The 20,875-nt window shown below is 60.8% G+C and carries 17 protein-coding genes and 4 pseudogenes; 16 read left to right on the top strand and 5 right to left on the bottom strand.

What is annotated here, in order from left to right; translation table 11 throughout:
* The first annotated feature begins 70 nt into the window (after nt 1-70).
* The 7 genes and pseudogenes from AC0L3L_RS17250 to AC0L3L_RS17220 all read left to right on the top strand — a co-directional run bounded on the left by AC0L3L_RS17250 (nt 71) and on the right by AC0L3L_RS17220 (nt 5,842).
* Nucleotides 71-520, top strand: coding sequence for a DUF899 family protein (locus AC0L3L_RS17250; protein WP_473638476.1), 450 nt, complete (start codon nt 71-73; stop codon nt 518-520).
* 430 nt (nt 521-950) lie between these two features.
* Nucleotides 951-1,037, top strand: a pseudogene (locus tag AC0L3L_RS17245) (hypothetical protein); the annotation flags it as partial.
* A gap of 537 nt (nt 1,038-1,574) precedes the next feature.
* The gene (locus AC0L3L_RS17240) at nt 1,575-2,447 is read left to right on the top strand and encodes an alpha/beta fold hydrolase (protein ID WP_473638487.1); all 873 of its coding nucleotides are present in this window, start codon (nt 1,575-1,577) and stop codon (nt 2,445-2,447) included.
* Nucleotides 2,448-2,582: 135 nt separating this feature from the next.
* The gene (locus tag AC0L3L_RS17235) at nt 2,583-3,509 is read left to right on the top strand and encodes a TIR domain-containing protein (RefSeq protein WP_473638475.1); all 927 of its coding nucleotides are present in this window, start codon (nt 2,583-2,585) and stop codon (nt 3,507-3,509) included.
* Between the two features lie 471 nt (nt 3,510-3,980).
* Nucleotides 3,981-4,484, top strand: a complete 504-nt coding sequence (locus AC0L3L_RS17230; RefSeq protein WP_473638486.1) for a recombinase family protein — start codon at nt 3,981-3,983, stop codon at nt 4,482-4,484.
* Between the two features lie 11 nt (nt 4,485-4,495).
* On the top strand, nt 4,496-4,588 hold the full coding sequence (locus AC0L3L_RS17225) for a hypothetical protein (RefSeq protein WP_473638474.1): 93 nt from the start codon (nt 4,496-4,498) through the stop codon (nt 4,586-4,588).
* 327 nt (nt 4,589-4,915) lie between these two features.
* Nucleotides 4,916-5,842, top strand: coding sequence for an adenylate/guanylate cyclase domain-containing protein (locus AC0L3L_RS17220; protein WP_473638473.1), 927 nt, complete (start codon nt 4,916-4,918; stop codon nt 5,840-5,842).
* Between the two features lie 135 nt (nt 5,843-5,977).
* On the opposite strand, the gene AC0L3L_RS17215 is transcribed toward AC0L3L_RS17220, so the two are convergent.
* Together AC0L3L_RS17215 and AC0L3L_RS17210 are read right to left on the bottom strand one after the other, a co-directional pair.
* Nucleotides 5,978-6,367, bottom strand: coding sequence for an alpha/beta fold hydrolase (locus AC0L3L_RS17215; RefSeq protein ID WP_473638472.1), 390 nt, complete (start codon nt 6,365-6,367; stop codon nt 5,978-5,980).
* A gap of 291 nt (nt 6,368-6,658) precedes the next feature.
* A complete protein-coding gene (locus tag AC0L3L_RS17210; protein WP_128188049.1) occupies nt 6,659-7,330 on the bottom strand; it encodes a Crp/Fnr family transcriptional regulator in 672 nt (223 codons plus the stop codon).
* A 667-nt stretch (nt 7,331-7,997) separates the two neighbouring features.
* Between AC0L3L_RS17210 and AC0L3L_RS17205 the strand changes: the two are divergent.
* Nucleotides 7,998-8,200 (top strand): annotated as a pseudogene (locus tag AC0L3L_RS17205) (IS5/IS1182 family transposase); the annotation flags it as partial.
* Between the two features lie 59 nt (nt 8,201-8,259).
* Nucleotides 8,260-8,589: a hypothetical protein gene (locus AC0L3L_RS17200; protein WP_473638471.1), complete on the top strand. Its 330-nt coding sequence runs from the start codon at nt 8,260-8,262 to the stop codon at nt 8,587-8,589.
* A 336-nt stretch (nt 8,590-8,925) separates the two neighbouring features.
* On the opposite strand, the pseudogene AC0L3L_RS17195 reads toward AC0L3L_RS17200, so the two are convergent.
* Together AC0L3L_RS17195 and AC0L3L_RS17190 are read right to left on the bottom strand one after the other, a co-directional pair.
* Nucleotides 8,926-9,204, bottom strand: a pseudogene (locus AC0L3L_RS17195) (IS5/IS1182 family transposase); the annotation flags it as partial.
* A gap of 62 nt (nt 9,205-9,266) precedes the next feature.
* A complete protein-coding gene (locus AC0L3L_RS17190) occupies nt 9,267-10,985 on the bottom strand; it encodes an adenylate/guanylate cyclase domain-containing protein (protein WP_473638470.1) in 1,719 nt (572 codons plus the stop codon).
* Between the two features lie 610 nt (nt 10,986-11,595).
* Here AC0L3L_RS17190 and AC0L3L_RS17185 point away from each other — a divergent pair.
* From AC0L3L_RS17185 to AC0L3L_RS17155, 7 genes and pseudogenes are all read left to right on the top strand, one after another.
* On the top strand, nt 11,596-12,600 hold the full coding sequence (locus AC0L3L_RS17185) for an ABC transporter substrate-binding protein (protein WP_473638469.1): 1,005 nt from the start codon (nt 11,596-11,598) through the stop codon (nt 12,598-12,600).
* A gap of 15 nt (nt 12,601-12,615) precedes the next feature.
* Nucleotides 12,616-13,752 (top strand): ABC transporter substrate-binding protein, encoded by a 1,137-nt coding sequence (locus AC0L3L_RS17180; protein ID WP_473638468.1) that lies wholly within the window; start codon nt 12,616-12,618, stop codon nt 13,750-13,752.
* Nucleotides 13,749-14,336, top strand: a complete 588-nt coding sequence (locus AC0L3L_RS17175) for an SCO family protein (RefSeq protein WP_473638467.1) — start codon at nt 13,749-13,751, stop codon at nt 14,334-14,336. The genes AC0L3L_RS17180 and AC0L3L_RS17175 overlap by 4 nt, the downstream gene beginning before the upstream one ends.
* Before the next feature lie 16 nt (nt 14,337-14,352).
* Nucleotides 14,353-16,410: a sensor histidine kinase gene (locus AC0L3L_RS17170; protein WP_473638466.1), complete on the top strand. Its 2,058-nt coding sequence runs from the start codon at nt 14,353-14,355 to the stop codon at nt 16,408-16,410.
* Nucleotides 16,407-16,772 carry a response regulator gene (locus AC0L3L_RS17165; RefSeq protein ID WP_127856735.1) on the top strand — a complete coding sequence of 122 codons (366 nt, stop codon included), beginning with the start codon at nt 16,407-16,409 and terminating at the stop codon, nt 16,770-16,772. The genes AC0L3L_RS17170 and AC0L3L_RS17165 overlap by 4 nt, the downstream gene beginning before the upstream one ends.
* Complete coding sequence (locus tag AC0L3L_RS17160; RefSeq protein WP_473638465.1) at nt 16,744-17,934, top strand: adenylate/guanylate cyclase domain-containing protein; 1,191 nt, start codon at nt 16,744-16,746, stop codon at nt 17,932-17,934. Before AC0L3L_RS17165 ends, AC0L3L_RS17160 begins: the two co-directional genes overlap by 29 nt.
* Before the next feature lie 295 nt (nt 17,935-18,229).
* Nucleotides 18,230-18,867 (top strand): annotated as a pseudogene (locus tag AC0L3L_RS17155) (class I SAM-dependent methyltransferase).
* A 110-nt stretch (nt 18,868-18,977) separates the two neighbouring features.
* Here AC0L3L_RS17155 and AC0L3L_RS17150 read toward each other — a convergent pair.
* Nucleotides 18,978-20,699 carry an adenylate/guanylate cyclase domain-containing protein gene (locus tag AC0L3L_RS17150; RefSeq protein WP_473638464.1) on the bottom strand — a complete coding sequence of 574 codons (1,722 nt, stop codon included), beginning with the start codon at nt 20,697-20,699 and terminating at the stop codon, nt 18,978-18,980.
* Nucleotides 20,700-20,875 lie beyond the last annotated feature (176 nt).

Below are 20,875 nucleotides of genomic sequence, written 5' to 3'. Positions count from 1 at the left end.
AATCATTCCTCTGCATCTGGCCTAGGAATCACATCTCGATTCCACCAGTCTACCCCTAAGGTTAGCGCCTATGGGACCCTGCCCCTCTTGCACCGCCTTGCTCGACAACTGGGAGGGGGCGGTGCCGCACGTGGAGGGGCTGGGCGCAAATGTCGCGGCCGTCGCCAAGGCACCGATCGAGCGGGTCGCGGCCTTCGCAGCGCATCGCGGCTGGCGCAATTTGAAGCTGCTTTCAGCTGCCAACACTTTCAAACGCGACTATCATGGCGAGGATGAGGAGGGACAGCAGGCGCCGATCCTCACTGTATTCCACAAGGGCGCCGACGGGGTGGTCAGGCTGAGCTGGGCCTCCGAGCTGTTGTTCTCGCCGACGGAGCCGGGACAAGATCCACGACATGCCGGCACGGTTGAGCCGATGTGGACCCTCTTGGACCTCACTCCCGGAGGGCGGCCGGACGCGTACGAGCAAATCGAAGACGAACACTATCGAACTGAGGCGCCGGCGAATAGTCGTGCCTAATGACGTGCTTTCACCCGTCCGTGCCGTCGTCGGCTTATCGGTCATTCTGATGCGAGTTGATCCGAGGTGGTCGCCCGGTGCGACTGGCGCGCCGTTATTCCCGGCACCACCGCCTCTAAAGCAAACAAGATCCTAAACGCGCCGGCCGGACCTCGAGCCTCTTGTTTCCTTTGACGGCTTCGATGATGGCATTGGCGACCTGTGACGTGATCAGAGGGGCGAAGCTCGCGACTGCCAGGATTGTGCTCCCAATAGGCGGGGCGCCGATGGTCGCCGCGCCAGCGGCCGACCGGTAGCGTGCATTGTTCTGGTAAAATTTGTTCAAGACCGATCCGCCGACAAGCCGCATGCTGACTTTCGCACTCGCACAAACCGGAGGTCCTTCGAATGTCATCGCAAGAGATTCCGGTACCCTTTCCCCCTCTTCGGAATGATCACCGGCTACTATGTCTCGCGGGCGATCCACGTCGTCGCCAAGCTGGGCATCGCCGATCACTTGAGCGAAGACCCGCGTCAAGTCGATGATCTGGCCAAGGCGACCGGGACGCACGCCCGTTCCCTTAAGCGCGTCTTGCGAAAGGTCGACTCGAGCCCCTGCGCGAAGGTCAGCTTCGGAGAAGCGCCGGGAATGGCAAGAAATGGCGCTGTCGAGGCGAAGTTCGCGTCAGCCGCTCATCGCACCGACAAGCGAGTTGGACGACCGACTCGGGTGGGAAAGCGGCCGTCTGACAGTCTCGCTCTCGGCAACGACGCGCCAGGAGCGTACCTTTTCAAAACGCGCGAGGACATTGCCGGTAGGCTTAATGCAAGTGTCCGTCTGGAAGATTGGATAACAGCCGTGCATGTCCTCCTGTCTTACAGGGTGTACGAATTCTTGAATTGGTCGAAGACACTCGCAAGCTGCCTTATGCCGGCAAATTTGCTATGTTGCTGTTGTCGTCGCGACCGGGCCCGAATTCGTTCGACGGACGCTTACCTAACCCGCCATCGACCCAATCACGAGACAACAGCGCCGGTCCTGCCGGCCGGCTCCGTGAGAAGGGATCACATCCCCATGACTTACATTACCACGCAAGACGGCACCCGGATCTTCTACAAGGACTGGGGGCCCCGGGACGCTCAGCCGATCGTGTTCCACCATGGCTGGCCATTGAGTGCCGACGACTGGGACAACCAGATGATGTTCTTCCTGGCAGAAGGATATCGCGTCATCGCCCACGACCGGCGGGGCCACGGGAGGTCGGACCAAACCGACGGTGGCAACGAGATGGACACCTATGCAGCCGATGTCGCCGCGCTGGTCACGACCCTCGACCTCAAGAATGCGATCCATATCGGCCACTCGACCGGTGGCGGCGAGGCCACACGTTATGTGGCGCGCGCGGAACCAGGACGCGTGGCCAAGGCCGTGTTGATCGACGCGGTACCTCCCGTGATGGTCAAGAAAGATTCAAATCCGGGCGGGACGCCAATCGAGGTGTTCGACGGATACCGTGCTGTGCTTGCCGCCAACCGCGCCCAACTTTACCTCGATATTCCGACCGGCCCTTTCTACGGGTTCAACCGGCCAGGCGCAAAGGTGTCGGAGGGTCTGATCCGCAACTGGTGGCGACAGGGCATGATGGGGAGCGTCAAGGCTGGGTACGAGTGCATCAAGGCCTTCTCCGAGACCGACTTCACCGAAGATTTGAAGGCGATCGACGTCCCGGTGCTGGTGATCCACTGCGAGGATGACCAGATCGTGCCCTATGCCGATTCAGCGCCACTGACGGTCAAGCTTCTGAAGAATGGTACGCTCAAGACCTACAAGGACCTACCGCACGGCGTGTGCCAAACCCATCCCGAGATCGTAAATCCGGAGATACTTGCCTTCATTCGCGGGGCGAAAGTGAAGGCAGACCAGGGAGCGGCCGCTGCATCAGTGTGAACTTTGAGTGCGTGCCCGGCCAGGCGGCCGGGCACGCATAGACTGTCCATACGTCGGCCATAGAAATATCGGGCAGGCCTTCCCCGTGGTCGGTTTCGGGTACTTGTCTGTTCGAATGATTCGCTGGAGGAAGCGATGGACAAGCCTCAAATCTTTTTGGGCTCGTCAGGGAAACAGGAGAAGTTGCTTCAAGCACTGACGCGCGGGCTCGGCGACATCGCGCGCGTCGAACCCTGGATGACATCCTTCAATCCCGGGACGTCTACACTGGAACGTCTCCTCGAACTCACCCGAGAAGTTGATTTCGCGGCCTTTGTCTTTGCACAAGACGACTGGACGGCGAGCAGCCCGGCTTCTTCTCAGCCTGGGTCGGGTCAGGCGTCTCCGCGGGACAATGTTGTGTTCGAAGCCGGCCTTTTCGGCGGCGTGCTGGGGATGCGCCGAACTTTCATCCTTCATGCAAGCGGCGCGAAGCTTCCGAGCGACCTCCTGGGCCTCACATGCCTACGATATCCTGGCGAGATGACGCCGTCCGAGATGAGAATCGCCAACCAAAAAATCCGAAAAGCAATCGAGAACGAAGGTCGCGTTGCACGCATCGAGGGCTCATGGTGGCAGTTTTCCTTGACGGAGCGCACCGCTAACGAGCCTTCTGTCCTCGGCCTGTTGAAGATTTCGTGCGACCGCAACGGCGCTCTCGAACTGACGGGCCGCGTGTGGCGAGAGGACGGAAGCCTCTCGGCAAGATATTGGAGCGAGGCGGTGAAGGAGCGGGAAGGCTCTTCCGGCCTCTTTTATTACTGGAAGGGTGAGCGGCCGTTGGATGCGAACGCGCCGCAGTTGGACGGAACAGGCGAAATCCGGCTGGAATCCGCTGACCGCGCGTCCGGATACTGGACCACGCGCGCGGATGGAGATCCCAACGTGAACGCGCGGACATCCGGTATCTATTGGCGTACCGACCCGGACGACATGAGCCTTATGGACGGCCGCGACGATCGGAAACGTGCGGCGCTCATTGCGGAGCGGCTGACGCGATGGAAGTCCGTCAGGAGTGCCTGATTGGCTCTCAGGACCGCTGAACGGTGGCGTTGCTGGTCGGGGCGGAGGCTCACCTCAAAGCCGGGAAAGTCTTGACATCGATGAAGCTTCATCTCGCGAGCAGGCGTCTGACGAGTGTCAACTTCGATTGGTCACTGGACGGCAGCATTGGGTCCGACTCGAGCCGTTGCGCGAAGGGCAGCTTTTGAGAAGGGCCATGAATGTCGCGAAATGGGCGCGAAGCAGCCGTTCGGCTAGGAAATAGGAGGTCTTCGTAGGGTCAATTTACGTCGTAGAACGCTTGTGATGGCTTGATATCCCGGTCGCCTAGTCGGGAGTGCGTCTGATGGAGGAAAACCGGCTGGTGCGCCATGCTACGCTCGCCGGTGACCGGAGGATTTGCATAATCAACCACTTAGAAGTTGCTTCTCATTCGCCTGTGAGCACACTGCAAACGGTGGTTTGCAGTTTGAACACCCCGGAAACAGCAGCATGACGAGCGCGGTCGCCTACTATCGAGTCTCCACGCAGCGGCAAGGACGCTCGGGCTTGGGCATTGAGGCCCAGCGTGCCGCGGTCGCCCGCTTTGCCGAGGCCGAGGGGACGATCATCCTCCAGGAGTTCACCGAGATCGAAACCGGAAAGGGCGCGGATGCTCTTGAGCGACGCCCGCAACTGACCGCCGCCCTCGCCCTTGCCCGCCAGACAAAATGCCCGGTCGTGGCCAAGCTCGACCGCCTGTCGCGAGATGTCGCCTTCATAGCCGGCCTGATGGTCCAGCGGGTCCCGTTTATCGTCGCCGAACTTGGCGCCGATGCCGATCCGTTCACTGGCATAAAACTCGGTAATCCGACTAACACAGCGGGAAGCTGCGGCGAAGGGTCGGAAGATGTCGATCGAAGAAGCCGACCGGTTTGCCCAGACCGTGCTGCCAATCATCGCTTCCATTCAGCGGTCGGGCAATCACCAGCCTACGTGGCCTGGCAATCGCTCTGAACAATCGCGGCGTGCGCACAGCGCGCAATGGACAATGGCAGGTGTCGAACGTGCGCAACGTTCTCGCGCGGCAATCCCCTTATGCTTTTATAAGCGGGAAATAGCCGCACAGCGGGCTCCATCGGGGCTCCGGGCTTGGCGGCTGGCGCTCCGGCTCGCAAATAAGAAGAACGCGAAACGTCGACGATGCAGCTTCCGCAGGACGCGACGGAAGCGGTCACCGTCCATGACTTCGGGACCCTCCCCCGCCGGGCGGCTTTTCGGGCCCTCCGGTCGACACAACGCGCTTCCTGTTCGCTGCGGCCAGAACCGCCATCCCCGCGCCCAGAAAGAGTGTTTTCAGTATCTTCATGCGACGCGGGAATGCGACGTAGACTCAGCCACCGGAGCACGGCAAGCTTCGGCTGCTCACATCGAGCAGGGACAGTTCAATGTCGGCGACACGACGCAAACTGACGACCATCTTTTCGGCGGATGTTCAGGGCTATACGCGCCTGATGGAAGCCGACGAAGAAGGAACGCTGGCGACTCTGAAACAGTACAGGGACGCAATGGCGCGCCTAATCGAGGCCCGCGGCGGGCGTGTCGTCAACACCTGGGGCGACGGGTTGATCGCCGAATTCCCGAGCGTGGTCGAGTCCGTCCGGACGGCCATCGACGTTCAGAACGAGTTGGCCGGGCACAATGCCGTTCGCCCGGCCGAAACGCAGATGCGCTTTCGGATTGGAATCAACCTTGGCGACGTCATGGTCGAGGGAGATGACATTTATGGAGACGGCGTCAACATTGCGGCCCGCCTTCAGACCGCCGCCCCGGCAGGCGGGATCGTGATCTCAAATACGGTGTACGATCAGGTCCGCAATAAAATGGCGGTCGGGTTCGAGTTCCTGGGCGACCTCGCCGTCAAGAACATCGAAGAAGGTGTGCAGAGCTACGTTGTCCGGATCGGCGGTGAGAAGAGCGGGGCCGAAGCGGTGGCGCGCCGTGCCGAACCAGCCGCTGACGGGCGGTCGCGCGACGCCGCCCGGTCTGGCGCTTTCCTCGGGCGCAGGATCAGCCGGAAATTCCTTCTGCTTGCCTTGACCGCGCTGGGGTTGGTGGCCATCAATGTGCTTTCGTGGAATGGGATTTTCTGGGCTGAGTGGCCGATGCTCGCCGTAGCGGTTCTGGCGGGCCTCCGCTGGGCAAGCATGACGAGGCTCATCAATCGGGGCGTCGCCATGCTGAGTGTCGTCGCGTTGGGGGTCGTCGGTGTAAACCTGCTGACCTGGAGCGGGATTTTCTGGGCGAAATGGCCGCTACTCGGCATCGCGCTTGCGGGAGGCATCGGCTGGATCATCCGGAAACGGGCGTCATGAGCAGGCTACATGCCTGATCGTCCAGTTCTCAGTTTCATCCTCTTTGGCGTACAATGATTTCAAAGGTTTACCAACCAATCGACCAATCGAGAGATGCGGGCCCGATAAGAGACCCGAAAAGCAACCACAGAACCTCTAAATGTGACGCAGACCACGGTTTACGTTTCTCTCGGTCTCGCCCCACGGATAGTCGAGCGCCCAGGCTCTGCGCGCAAAACAGCCGTAGAGCACCAGAGCGCTCACGCGTTCGGGGTAGGTAGCGGCAAAGAGCGATGCCATATTGCCGCCCTCCGACACCCCGAGGAGCGCCGTCTGCTCCGAGCCGACTGCCTCAAGGACGGCTCTGATATCTTGAGTTCTCTGCTCCAGCGTTGGAAAGCCGACATCCCGGTCGGACATCCCGGTACCGCGCTTGTCGAAGAAGATCAGACGGGAGAATCGACCAAGTCTGCTCAGGAACCGAGCTAACTCTGGGCTTTCCCAAGCATATTCGATGTTGCTGAGCCAGCCGTGGGCGTAGAGCAAGTCGATCGGTCCATCGCCTACGACCTGATAGGCAATCGAGATATCGCCGCACTCGCTGCCAGGGCTTTGAAGCTCTCCCCGGCTTCATTGCGAAAAAAATGTGGCGTGCACCTCGATTCAGAGTGATCCGAAGATCATCGACCGCGAGATAGCCGACCTTGTCAAGGCAGGACTGCCGGAAAATAAGGGTTGAGGTCTGTTTTTGGTTGGCACAGCAGGTCCGCGGGTACGCGTCAGGCCTGTCGCGTGAAATGTGCGGTATCGCCCCCTCGCCGCAGCGACAGCCTTCCGCTATTCCTTCTTGTCGACCAGCGCCCGTAGTGCCGAGACGTCATGCAGCAACAACCGGCTGCCGTGCTTTTCGATCAGCCCTCTCTTGGCGAGGTCGCTCATTTCGCGCGAGACCGCCTCCCTGTGCGTGCTCATCGTTGCCGCCAGCTCGGAGTGCGTCGGTGCCGGGCTTATGGACACCTCGCCGTCCACGGGTGCGGCTTTCTCCGCCCGATGCAGGAGTTCGACGATCAGCCGTTTTCGCACGACCAGAGTGCTGTATTCGAATACCCGCTCGGTCATGCGCCGGAGCTGGGCAGACAGATGCTCAAGCAGCATCCAGGCGAAAGTCGGATGGGTCATCACGATATCCCGGAATGCTGTGCCGGACAGCCGTGCAGCGCGGGTTGCCTCCAGCGCGACGACGCTAGCAGAGCGTGCAATCCCGTCAATGCCTCCGAGCTCCCCGAAAATGTCACCCGGTTCGACATCGCGATACGCTATCTCCCTGCCGTCCGCTGAAACCAGTGTCACGCGAGCCCGTCCTTCCAGCAGGAAGTAGACTTCGCGACCAGTGTCGCCGTGGGAAATGATCAGCTCGTTGTGTCGATAGCTGCGCTCGTGCCACCGTTTGGTCAGCGCGGCGAGGTCGGCATCGCAAAGTCTTGAGATGAAGGCCGGAGAGCCTGTCACAACAGTCTCTTGTTCAATCAGGTGAGTCTCTTGTTCAATCAGGTGTACTTCATCTTACTCCCTATCCAAGGAAATTTGATGGCCGCAGGCCCCGCTTTCCGGAAAGCAAAACTGGGAGCGGATTTTTCCAATGTTTTCCCCGGTGTGGGAATTCCCACAGCCGACCTGGTCCGACTGGCATATCCTTGTTTGCAACATCCAGGCCCGGCCGGCTCGTGTTCAAGCAGGCGAAGGGAAAGGGAACGGTCATGAAATTCTTGGCTCCCTTCACAAAACTTGCTGCCGCGTTTCGCAAATTCGCCGCGCGGCGCTACCGGCCGGAGCTTTATTATATGCGTGGCCCGGGGCCAGCCACCGCCCGCCGTGCGGGCACGCCACAGCAAAACCGGTCCATCGACCACTACGCGTAAACTGCTTCGCGGACGGCTGACGCTCTCGCCCGGAGTGCCAGCCGCGCCGTTCCGTACCGGTCAATTCAGATCAATGAAGGGACGATCTGATCATGGTTATAATTCATGCTGCCGCCATTGGTCCATTTCGCAGGTGGTTGCGCCTCCGCGCCGAGCGAAACGCTCTCTTGTCGGCAACGGACCAGTTGAGCCGTTTACCCGATGACGTTCTTGGCGACATCCGCATCTCACGTGACGAAATCATGTGCGCTTTGCGAAGCCGCGCCACCCGCCCTGCGGAGGCAGGTGCGGCCAGCACGATCGAGCGCACCAGGATCGCTTCAGCCTCGATCCAGAACGGTTGGCCGCCTACACTGGTTACGCCTCTGCCGAGACCCCCGTTTGGCTGGTCCACGAGCACGGGATCGAGCCTCACATTCCCGCTTCGACAAACAGCGGCGCGGACGGGACCTTCGAACGGCGCTACACCTGCGACCGCATGACTGAATGTTGACCGACAGGAGCTGGGGAGGATCCAAAATGATCATGTCAGTTGTTAAGTCCTTTGCGCAGGTGGCGCCCGGCACCATGCTGATCGCAATTAGTCCGGCTTCAATGTCGGTTTCTAACGCTCAGGATCTGTCGTCCGCTCCCGCTGACATGCCAATCAGACTGCTGAAGGACCTCTATCTTGATTGCGAGCGGGAAGCCGCCGCCGGCGCGTTGGGAACGGATGACATAATGCAGTGCTCGATTGCCTATGAAGAACTCAAGCGTCGTGCATTTGATGGCAACTCGCGACGGCGCACCGCAACGGCTTCCACACCCGGCGATCACGGCACCCTCTGCTGGTGCCCACCTAAAGCATGACGGGCACCGATCTGCCCCGCCCGATGCCTCATCTACCGATTAAGTGATCGGGTTTCCGATCATGTGGCTGATGACTTCCCGCCCGCGGTATCGACTAACATGGTGTGCCATTTGGCCGGCTTGATCGCGCCAATTGCCGACCTTCCTGGCGCTTCTCCATAGCTGCCGTTCGCGCTACGGCTTGAGTCGACCCCTTTCGGACCTTGGTTCGAGAAAGGTCTACCGGAAGCAATGACCCTAAGCGGACTTTGCCGCTGCACGGTGGCAACGTCGCGAAGATTGGTTTTCTGTCGTACGTCCTAGCGATCGGAAGGAGCAACTAAGGCATGTTTACAGTCATCGGATTGCGAGGAAAGCGGTGACGAGATTGAGGAGTGCGGCAAAGCAAGCATCGGTCTTTTCGTAACGGGTTGCGATGCGTCGGAATGCCTTGAGATGGCAGAAGAAGTTCTCGACGAGATGGCGCCATTTGTACATTTCGATGTCGTGAGGGATGCGCCCGGCCCGGTCTGCTTTGGACGGGATGACCGCCACAGCGCCGCGTTCATTCAGGTTGGCGCGCAGCCAGTTGTTGTCGAAGGCCTTGTCGCCGAGGAGCGCCTCAAAATCGAGGCCGGCGATGCCAGAAGCAGTTACGTGCTCACATTGGGCGTCGCTTGGGAGCTCCGCAGGACCGGTTACTTTAGCCCCGCCTTGCGCATACCATCCGTTATATGATCAAGATCGGACCGATTTCGCCACCATTCCGACCTTTCAAAGTCCGTTATTGTAAAATCTGGTTTGAGCCGTAGTACATCCGCGGCCGACTCCTTCGCCTGGTCGATGTTGCCGAGGTGAGCCTGACACGAAGCGATGTAGCAAGGTAGCCACCAGTGCCACAGATGGTCGACGTGCTGAAACGCTTCGAGAGCCTCGGCGTGCCGTCTGAGCTGCAGCAAGGCTACGCCGCGGCACCCCCAGTACCAGGCTGGCGGAAAGGGGTCGCGGCGAAGATCCGCCTCCAGGCTGCGCAGCGCCTCCTCTCCACGGCCTGTAAAGGCCAGCCAAAGCCCTCTGAACGTCGAGGCGTACACGTCGTTCGGATTGAGCGCGACTGCTCGGTTGAGGTGTATCCCTCCGAGCTCGTACTGCCTCAACTTCGAATAGATCAGGCCCAGGTTCCGGTGACCGCTGGAATCCAGCGGATCGAGCCGTACCGCCGTCTGCGCGGCTCGAAGGCCTTCTTCCAAATCCTCGCGCCGCCCATGGTCCGAGTGGCGAACATAGGCGGCGCCTGCCAGCCACGCGTGGGCCTGGGTGTGGGCCGGGTCGAGCTCGATTGCGCGGCGCAGGAACTGAGCCGCGCCTTGTGAATCGAACCGTGTCGAGCGCTCGCGGCCTTGCAAAAAGTAGTCGTGCGCCGCCCAAAGCTGGGTTGGCTTCCTGCCGGACTGCTCGGCGCTGCTGGAGGCGACTCTCCCGACCAGAGTGCCGATGATCGTGGAGACAACGTCGTCCTGTACCGCAAAGATGTCTTCGATGTTGCGGTCGTAGCGCTCCGCCCAGCGATGCTTTCCGCTCGACGTCTCGACCAGCTGCGCGGTGACGCGCACGCGATCGCCTGCCCTGCGCACGCTGCCCTCGACAATGAAATCCGCACCCAGCCTGTGACCCACGTCCTTGGCGTCGAGTGCCTTGCCTCTGAACGCAAAGGACGAGTTCCGCGCGATCACCATGAGCTCCCTAAACCGGCTCAGCTCGGTGATGATGTCCTCGGTGATCCCGTCGGAGAAATAGTCCTGTGCAGGATCGCCGCTCATGTTGTCGAAGGGCAGGACGGCGATTGAGGGCTTTTCCGACCTAGCCGCTGGCTTGCCCGGTGCGACAAGGGTGGGGCGGACCAAGTAGGCGCGCACGGGCGTTTCGATGTTTTTGAGTTGACGCTCCCCCAGCGGCTCGAATGCACCGTCGACCTTCCTGGCCACTTGTTCGTACACGTTCTGCGAGACGCAGACGCTGCCAGGCTGGGCCAGTGACTCGAGGCGGGCGGCGATGTTGACGCCTTCTCCATAGACGTCCGCGCCGTCGCCGATCACGTCTCCCAGATTGATGCCGATCCGCAGCGTGATCTGGCGTTCGTCGGCCACCTCGCCGTTAGCGTCAGCCATCCTGACCTGGAGTTCTAGTGAACTACGGACGGCATCGATCGCACTGCCGAACTCCACCAGGACCCCGTCGCCCATGAGCTTGACGATGCGTCCGCCATGCGAGCGCACAACGGGTTCGAGGACGGTCTTGCGGCGTTCCTTCAGCGCTGCAAGCGTCCCGGCTTCGTCCGCTTCCATCAATCGCGCATAGCCCACTACGTCGGCGACCATGATCGCCGCGAGCCGGCGACGGATGCGTTCTTCGGCCATTGCGACCTCGTGGGCGACCGGCCTCTGGTGAGACAGGATGATCTCACTAAGCGCGCTTTTTTTGGCGGTCGACGGCATTCATTATGTGCCTGTGGAGAACGAAATGCGAGCCCGACGGCGCGACTGAAGGTCCGACAAGGGTCGCATCGAGCTTTCCAATATCGTTCGCCAAGGTCAGAAATGGCGCGATCACGACGTCGGCGGAACGCGCAGGTTTGACCCGATGCAGACGATCGTCGACACGCTGTCGAAGGTCCGAAAAAGAGTACGGCGGACGTTCGGGTGCCGGAGGCTGCGGGGCAGCCGATGTGGCGATCTGTGTTCGCGTGGCTCAGGTAGAATATGAACTCAAAAACGGCCCCGCTGCTCTAGGTTGTGTTTTGGCGGCGATTGAGCTTTACCCTCGCTCCAAACGCAAATCAGGAGTATATTTGCTTATCGCTGGTTGGGACATTCCTGGTCCGGCGACTGAGAGCGTAAGACTCCCACATCTGGACTGGGCGCGCTTTGACTACTCGGCGCGCTCACGAGACTATCCGCTTCTGCCGGAACCTCTTTTGTTCGGTTCCGACTGCAATCTGTTTGCCAGCTTGTGGGAGAGCAGCATCCGATGCAGATCCAGAATCGCCGCCATTTCTTAGCCGGCGCTGCGGCAGCTGGTCTCGCGGGCCTTCTCGGCAGAGCGACAAGCGCCCGGGCCGAGCCCCCGCCTGAGACTACCTCCATCCGTCTTGCAAAGATCAGTGGCATCTGCATTGCGCCGCAGTACGTAGCAGAGGAACTGCTGCGCACAGAGGGCTTCACCGACGTCCGTTATGTGGCAGCGGAAGCAGGCGTCGGGCAATCGGAGAAGATCGCGCGCGGCGAGGTGGATTTCAGTCTGAATTTCGCCGCACCACTCGCCCTTGCGATCGATGCCGGTGATCCGATCACGGTGCTGGCGGGCGTGCACCCCGGTTGCTTTGAACTCTTCGGAAAAGAGAATATCCGCAGCATCACAGACCTGAAGGGCAAGAGTGTCGGCATACAAGGACTGGGATCAACCCCGCATGTGTTCGTGACCAGCATGGCAGCTTATGTCGGGCTCGATCCCGACAAGGACATCAGCTGGGTCTCCAGTCCCTCCGCAAAGCCCATGGAGCTTTTCGTAGAAGGAAAGGTCGATGCGTTCCTCGGCTTTCCGCCCGAGCCTCAGGAGCTGCGCGCCCGCAACATCGGCCATGTGGTCGTAAATAGTGCTATCGATCGTCCCTGGTCGCAGTACTTCTGCTGCATGCTGGCGGGCAATGCGGAGTTCGTTCGGAACAATCCGGCTGCCACCAAGCGCGTATTGCGCGCCATTCTCAGAGCGGCGGACCTTTGTGTCACCGAGCCACGGCGCGTCGCGCAACAGATCGTCGATAACGGGTTCACCGCCAACTATGACTATGCCCTGCAGACGATGAATGACGTGCCTTATGGCAAGTGGCGCGAATACGAGCCCGAGGACACCGTACGGTTTTACGCCCTGCGCCTACATGAAGCCGGCATGATCAAGTCAAGCCCACAGACGATCATCGCCGAGGGCACGGACTGGCGCTTCCTCAACGAGCTGAAGCGCGAGTTGAAGACGTGAGCAACTGGTAAATATATGGCCTGGAGATCGCCATGCTGGCATGGCCGACGCTCGGGCTTGTGCACAACACAGCATCCACCGGTCAGCGTACTCGGTGTCACACTGGCCAGCATTTGGAAGGGAGGTTCCCATGCATACCCTATACCCCGGACGGTTCAGCCGACGGAGGTTCCTGCGTGGGATGACGCTGGCGGGGACGGCAGGGCTACTGGGCTGGCACACCGGGCGAGCCGCTGCGGAGCCACACCTGAGACGACGCGGATCCGGCTCGTCAGGATTCCCAGCATCTGTCAGGCCCCCCAGTATGTAGCCGAAGAACTGCTGCGCAGCGAAGGGTTCACCGAGGTGCACTACCTCCAAAAAAGGGGGACCGCAGACATCGCGCCGGCTCTCGCCTCCGGTGAAGCCGACCTCAGTGCGCATTTCGCTGCCCCGCTCCTTCTCCACCTGGAGGCAGGGGATCCGATCGTCATCCTGGCAGGGCTCCACGTCGGCTGCTTTGAGCTGTTCGGGACCGATCGCGTCCAAGCGATCCGCGACCTCAAGGGGAAGACCGTGGCCGTGCCGTCGCTGGATTCCAGCCGATACGTCTTTCTCGCCAGTATGACGGCGTATGTGGGCCTGGACCTCCATAAGGACATACACTTCGTCACGCACCCGGGACCCGAGTCCATCCGGCTCCTAAGCGAGGGGAAGATCGACGCCTACCTGGGCTTTCCTCCCGAACCGCAGGAGATGCGGGAGCAGCAGATCGGCCATGTGGTGATTAGCAGCACCGTGGACCGGCCCTGGTCGCAATACTTCTGCTGCATGCTGGCTGGGAACCGGAAGTTCGTCCGCACGTATCCGGTGGCCACAAAACGCGCCCTCCGCGCCATCTTGAAAGCGGCGGATGTCTGCGGCAGCATGCCCGAGCAGTCAGCGCAGTTCATGGTGGACCAGGGCTATACTAGGCGCTACGACCTTGCCCTCCAGGTCATGAAGGAGATCCCCTACGGTCAGTGGCGCGAGTATAGCGCGGAGGACACCCTGCGCTTCTACGCCCTGCGCCTACACGAGGTCGGGATGCTCAAGAGCACCCCCCAGAAGCTCCTGGCCCAAGGCACCGACTGGCGTTTCCTCAACGAACTGAAGCGCGAGTTGAAGATATGAGCAGGTGGCTGGCCGGCGCTCTGCTGTTGGCGCTGCTTGTTCCCTGGCCAGCGCACGCGCACGACGCGCCGCACGACCAGCGCCTGCCGAGGATCGGACCGGCCCCCGATTTTACGCTGACGTCGCAGGATGGAGCGCCCGTGTCGCTCCACGACTTTCGCGGCAAGGTGGTCGCCGTCACCTTCATCTATACTTATTGTCCCGACCTCTGCCCGATGCTGACCGCCAACATGGCGCACGTGCAGGACAAGCTAGGTTCTGCGTTCGGGCCCAGTGTTGCCTTCGTTTCGATCACCGTCGATCCGGAGCACGATACGCCCGAAGTGCTGAAGCAATATGCACAGGACTTCGGCGCTGATCTGGACGGTTGGGCGTTTCTCACTGGCGATCCGACAATCATCCGTGAGGTCGGACGCAAGTACGGCATCTTCGCGAGGAAGGTGGCGAAAGGAGACGTCGATCACACATTCCTGACGTCGCTCATAGACCCGACTGGCACCTTGCGCGTACAGTATCTCGGCGTCCGGTTCGACTTGGAGGAGTTCCGGGGTGACCTTCTCAGCCTCTTGGACGAATCCAAATAAAATCACAAACCGGCTGGTGGGCTGGGTTGCGCGGCTGCCGGCGCGCGTGCAGACCAAGCTGCTGATCGCGTTTCTGTCGATCGTCGGCCTGCTGATCGTGCTCGGGGCCGTCGGGTTGCAGGTGTTGAGCGGGGTCAACGATCAAACAAATGAGTTGATCAAGCTGCAGCGCCGGATCGCAGCCTACCGCCAGGTTCAGCACGACACGACGAACCAACTCTACAGCATCTCTACCGCGCTCTTGCTTCAGGACGACCGGATGCTGGATGCAGCGCTGCGCCAGCTCAGCCAGTTTGGCTACGACCTCGACCGCATGGAGTTCGTGGCCGAAAGTGAGGCGGCAGTGCTCGGCCAGGTCCGGCAAGAGTACGACCGGTTTACGGCGGGAGTGACGCATGTCGTGGAGCTCATCCGCGCCGGCCGCACGGACGAGGCGCGCAAGGTTCAGCAAGCTGAGATCATGCCATTGGCCGACCGCCTCGAACGGCTGACGAACCAGTTGGTCAACATCGCCGAAGCCGACATGGTGACCGCCATCGAAACGACCAAGGGGGCGTACGGCACCTCCCGGCTGATCGTGGTCTCCTTTGCGGTGGGTAGCATTCTGCTGGCGCTGGCGCTTGGCTACATCATCTCCTGGTCGTTGATCGAGCCGGTCAAGAAGATCGAGACGCGTCTGCGCCAGATTGCAGCCGGCGACTTTGCGCAGCAGGTTGCCGTCGTCAATCGTGACGAGCTCGGAGTGCTTGCCGGCAATGTCAACCAGACGTCCGAGCAGCTGGGGCGGCTATATCAAGAGGTGCAGGCGCGCACGGCCGAGCTTGCGCGATCGGTCGGCGAACTGGAGGCGCTCGGGGAAGTCAGCAAGGCGGTCAATTCGACGCTCGATCTCGACACGGTGCTACAGACGATCGTGGCGAAGGCGGTTCAACTCTCGGACACGGATGCGGGCACTATCTATGTATTCAGCAGCACCAGACGACAATTCCGCTCACGCGCGACTTATGGGATGGGCGATGAGTTCATTGCCGCGATTTCCGACCAGGCCATCGGGCTGAACGATCCCGGGATTGGCGACGCCGCACGGCGCCGTGCGCCTGTCCAGGTACCCGATCTCAGCGAAGGAACGCCCTCTCCCGCTCAGAAGATCGTCCTCGACGCCGGATATCGCGGCGTCCTGGTGGTTCCGCTGCTCAGGCCGAACAAGATCGTCGGCGCGCTCGTCGTCAGGCGACGCAACCCAGGTGAATTCGACCAGCAAATCGTCCATCTGATGGAAACCTTTGCAGCCCAATCGGTGCTCGCCATTCAAAACGCGAAGCTGTTCCGCGAGATCGAAGAAAAAGGCCGGGAACTAGAGGCGGCCAGCCGCCATAAGTCTCAGTTCCTCGCGAATATGAGCCACGAGCTGAGGACGCCGCTCAATTCGGTTCTGGGCTTTACCGAACTTTTGGTCGACGGGATTTACGGGGAGCTCCCGGACAAAGCAAAGGCGACCGTGGCGCGCGTGCAAGCAAACGGGCGTCATCTCTTGGGGCTCATCAACGACGTGCTCGATCTTTCAAAAATCGAAGCGGGTCAGCTCACGCTGGCGCTCGAGGATTATTCCGTTGGGCAAATTGTTAGGTCGACCGTTACAGCTGTGGAGCCGCTGGCGCGTTCAAAAGGGCTTTCGCTCGCTGCGACCGTCGCCGAAAACCTTCCGCTGGGCCGCGGGGACGAACGCCGCCTGACCCAAGTCCTGCTCAATCTTGCCGGCAATGCCGTCAAGTTCACCGAGAGGGGCGCGATCGACATCCTTGCCGACGCGGTCGAGGGGCACTTCGAGATAATCGTACGCGACACGGGTCCCGGCATTGCACCCACAGACCAGGCGCTCATTTTCGATGAATTCCAACAGGTCGACAACAGCAGCACCAGGCAGAAGGGTGGCACGGGTCTCGGCCTGGCGATTTCGAAGCGTATCGTCGAAATGCATGGTGGAACCATAGGCGTCGAGTCCGTGCCGGGTTCAGGCTCGACATTCCGCGTGAAGATACCGATCCGGGTGGGAGAGGATGTGAAGGCAGCATGAGGAAGAGAATCCTGATGGTGGAAGACACCGAGGACAACCGGCAGATCGTGCGCGATCTCATCGCCACCACCGAATACGAACTGATCGAGGCCGCGGACGGTGCTGCCGGCGTCGCTGCCGCAGCAGCGCAAAAGCCGGACCTGATCCTGATGGACATTCAGCTTCCGGTGATCGACGGGTATGAAGCTGCTAGCCGCATAAAGGCTGACCCGGCGCTCCGGCACATTCCGATAATCGCCGTCACCTCCTACGCATTGTCAGGCGACGAGGCGAAAGCCCTTGCTGCAGGGTGCGATGGCTACATTGCCAAGCCATTCAGTCCGCGCCAGCTGCTTGCCAAGATCCGGGAGTTGCTTTCCTAGAGGAGACAGGGCCTTGCACGATCCGCCTCGCATTCTCGCCGTCGACGACACGCCGGAAAATCTCGAAATCCTGCGCATGCGCCTCGAGGCGAATGGCTACGAAGTGGTGACTGCAGCGGACGGCGAAGAGGGGCTTGCCATGGTGCGCAGCCTCAAGCCGGACCTGATCCTCCTCGACATCATGATGCCGAAGCTCGACGGGATAAGCGTCGTGCGGACGCTTAAGGCAGACGTTTCGCTGCGATCGATCCCGGTTATCCTTGTCACCGCAAAAGCCGATACACGAGATGTGGTCGAGGGATTGGATGCCGGCGGCGATGACTATCTAAGCAAGCCGTTCGAGCACAGGGCCCTGGTGGCGCGCGTGCGGTCGATGCTGCGCCAGAAGGCGCTATACGATACCGTGGAGAGCCAGACGCGGCTTCTCGAGGATCAGGCAGCGAAATTGGCTGCATGGAATCGCTCTCTTGAACAAACAGTGGCGGAGCAGGTTTCCGAGATCGAGCGGATGGGCCGGCTCCGACGGTTTCTGCCCGCGCAGGTGGCCGACCTTATCGTTGCGGCAGGCAATGGCGACGCGCTTCTTCAAAGCCACCGTCGCGAGGTGACCGTTGTTTTTTGCGATCTGCGCGGCTTTACAGCCTTCGCCGAGACTGCCGAGCCCGAGGAGGTGATGACAGTTCTGGGCGAATACCATTCCTGTCTCGGCGAACAAATCGTCCGTCACGAGGGGACTTTGGAGCGGTTCGTGGGCGACGGTCTCGTTGTGGTTTTCAATGATCCGCTGCCCTGTGCCGATCACACCGAGAGGGCTGTCTCAATGGCTGCGGCGATGCGTGATGCAATTGACGAGCATTCAGAGCGATGGCGCAAACGGGACTACTTGCTTGGCTTCGGAATCGGTATCGCGCGGGGCCACGCCACCATAGGGCGGATCGGTTTCGATCAGCGCGCGGACTATGCGGTGATCGGCACTGTGTCGAACCATGCGGCTCGATTGTGCGAGGAGGCCAAGTCTCGCCAGATTCTCGTCAGCCAACGGGTTCTTGGTGCCGTTGAATCATTGGTCGAATCCGTTCCAGTTGGCGAACTGAGGCTGAAGGGGTTTCGCCGCCCCATGCTGGCTTACGAACTTGTCCGGTGGCTTGGCCGGTCAAGTTAGTGATGAACGCCCAATGAGTGAACCCGCGGGCGAACCGAGCGACGGCCCGCAACCGGTGTGGAAAGCGGTCGTTCGTCGGCAGCAAGCGAACGGCAGCAATTGGCGCTACCTGCTCGTTCCGGTCGACGAGACGAATGGCAACATTCCACCCAACCTAGTCCTCCAACGGCTTCTTCCGCGTGCAGAGCGGTTAAAAGCACGGGTCGCCTCGATTGCGCCATTTCTTGACATTCCCGGTGCGTCCCCGAAGCTGACGTTCGCGCTGCGGCGCATTCCTCCGCTAAGGACTACCCCAATGAGCACAGCGAGCGATGCCCGTTTCTGGGACCGGACTTCACGGAAGTATGCCACGGCTGCGATTGCGGATCAGGCCGGATATGAGTGCACGCTGAACCGGACCCGCGCCCTGTTGGAACCACACTACCGGGTGTTGGAACTGGGCTGCGGAACAGGAACAACCGCGCTCCGGCTTGCAGGCCATGTGCAAAGCTATCTTGCGACGGATATTTCCGCTGGAATGATCGCGACAGCTGAAGAAAAACGCGCCGCCGACGCTAACCCAGCGCTTTTCTTTCGTACCGCGACCGCGGAGGCGCTTGCCTCTGAGGCCGGGCAGTTTGACGCAGTTCTGGGGTTCAACTATCTCCATCTGGTCCGCGACCTGCCCCGACGCTGCGCCACATCCATGCCTTACTTGCAGCTGGGGGCCTATTCATCTCCAAGACACCCTGCCTCGGGGATATGAATCCGCTCATACGGCTTGCCTTGTTGCCCGCGATGCGTGCGATCGGAAAGGCATCCTATGCCGGCGTCTTCCGGGCGGCGGAGCTGAGCGAGTATTTATGTGCCGCAGGCTTCGACATTCTTGCAACTGAAGTTCACGCAACCAAGGGGAACGAGGCCCGGCCCTACATCGTGGCGCGCAAGAGATGAACTCTACGGCCGGTTGCGACGTAGGGCGCCCCATCGCGGTTTAATTCGAGCCGATGCACCGGCCGGCTCGATCGCGCCAGGAACGGTCATTCGCACGAGGCACCAGAGGGTCATTCGGGTAGACCCGCCATCAGATAGCCATCCACAAAATGCTGACGATCCGCTTCACGGCGGAACGGCTGTATGCTCGCCCATTGCCGTATAGAAAAGTGCGGGTTAGCGGCGAGGAATTGTCGTGCTTCCTCCTTGGCCTCGTCGATCTGGCCAAGCCGTGCGAGAGCGGCAGCCAGAATCCGCCGCGACCCTGTCCGGTAGGTTGTTTCATGCCGAAGGGTGTCGACCGCTTCCTCGTATCGGTGCGCCGCATATTCCACGTATCCGCGCATCCAATAGTATCGTCCGGGCGGGTAGGGATCCAGCCGAAAGGCATTTTGAATGCACTCGATCGCCTCGACCGCGTTACCGAGATGCGCCTTCGATTCAGCGAGAAAGATCCAAGAGTCGGCGTGATTGGGGTCGATCCTCAGCGCTGTCGCAAATTCCGCCGCTGCCTCATCCGCCTTAAAGTCGAACTGTAAAATATAACCCAGGATCGAGTGCGCCCCGGCGTTCCCTGGATCAAGCGACACAGCCCGCTCAGCCTCCGCTCGACCAAGTGAACGGTGCTCCTCAGTCTCTCCCCAGTGCATCCAACCCCAGACGTGTGACATCGCGAGCCAAGCATGCGCCTCCGCAAAGCCCGGATCGAGCTGGATCGCTCTTTCGAGGAGCGGACGCGCGGTTTTGTTCGCGTCTGGCGACTGCGTCACCAAGGTCCGTCCGCGCACCAGAAGCTCGTACGCTTCGAAATTCGACGTCCTCTGCCGAGGCATCGAGCGCGCCGAAGGCAACGAACCGGAAAGTGCACTAACGATCTTACCAACAACCTCGTCCTGCAAGGCGAAGACATCGGCCAGGTCGCCGTCGAAGCGGTCGGCCCAGACATGGGCATTGTCGTGCGCGTCGATAAGCTGCGCGTTGATTCGGACACGCGCCGCCGCCTTCTGCACACTGCCTTCGACAACATAGCGGACGCCGAGATCCTTCGCGATCGATCGAACGTCGACCGATCTTCCTTTGTAGACAAACGAGGAGTTTCGCGCGATCACCAAAAGACCGGGGACCTTTGAGAGGTCCGTGATCAGGTCTTCGGCTAATCCCTCGGCGAAGAACTCTTGCTCCGGATCGCTGCTCATGTTGGCGAACGGCAAGACGGCGACGGCCGCCTTGTCGGGCAATTCCAGCGATACCGGTCGCCCGGCCGGAGTGGCTTTCGGAAGCTGTAAGTTCACGCGATAGCAGTAGATCGGCTCGGCTATATTCTTCACCCGCTGCTCGCCCATGGGCTCGAACTCAAACGCCAACTTCTTCTGGACCTCCTTGGACACCTTCTCTGAAACGCAGATGCCACCTGGCTCGGCGAGTTGTTGGAGGCGCGACGCCACGTTCACACCCTCGCCGTAGCGATCCTCCCCTTCGACGATGACCTCTCCAAGGTTGATACCGATCCGGACTTCGAAACGCTGGTCCTCGGCGACACTCGCGTTGCGTTCCGCCATGCCGCGCTGAAGTGTGACCGCGCATTCGACCGCATCCACCACGCTGCCGAATTCCGCCAGCAGTCCGTCTCCCATTAGCTTGAAGATTCGTCCGTGCCGCCTCGCGATCTCCGGCTCGAACAGCTCTTTGCGGCCAGATTTCAGCCGGTCGAAGGTGCCCGCCTCATCCGCCTCCATAAGCGCCGAGTACCCAACGACGTCGATGGCAAGGATGGCAGCGAGCTTCCGTTCCATGCTGAGCCTCAGTCGAGATAGCGCGATACGAAAGCGGCAGGCCAGAGGCAGATAGAGACCTGCACCCCCAACGTGCCCTCACCGGTCTTTTATACCACAGACCATGCCTCTTGAGCCACAGCTCGCGCGATGCGCTGGCCCTCTTGCCGCCGCGCCGCTGGCGCGCAATTCCAGGT

This window comes from Mesorhizobium sp. WSM4849 (assembly GCF_055811385.1).
Note: the sequence above shows the minus strand (reverse complement) of the source record. Positions and strands in the feature narration are given on the sequence as shown.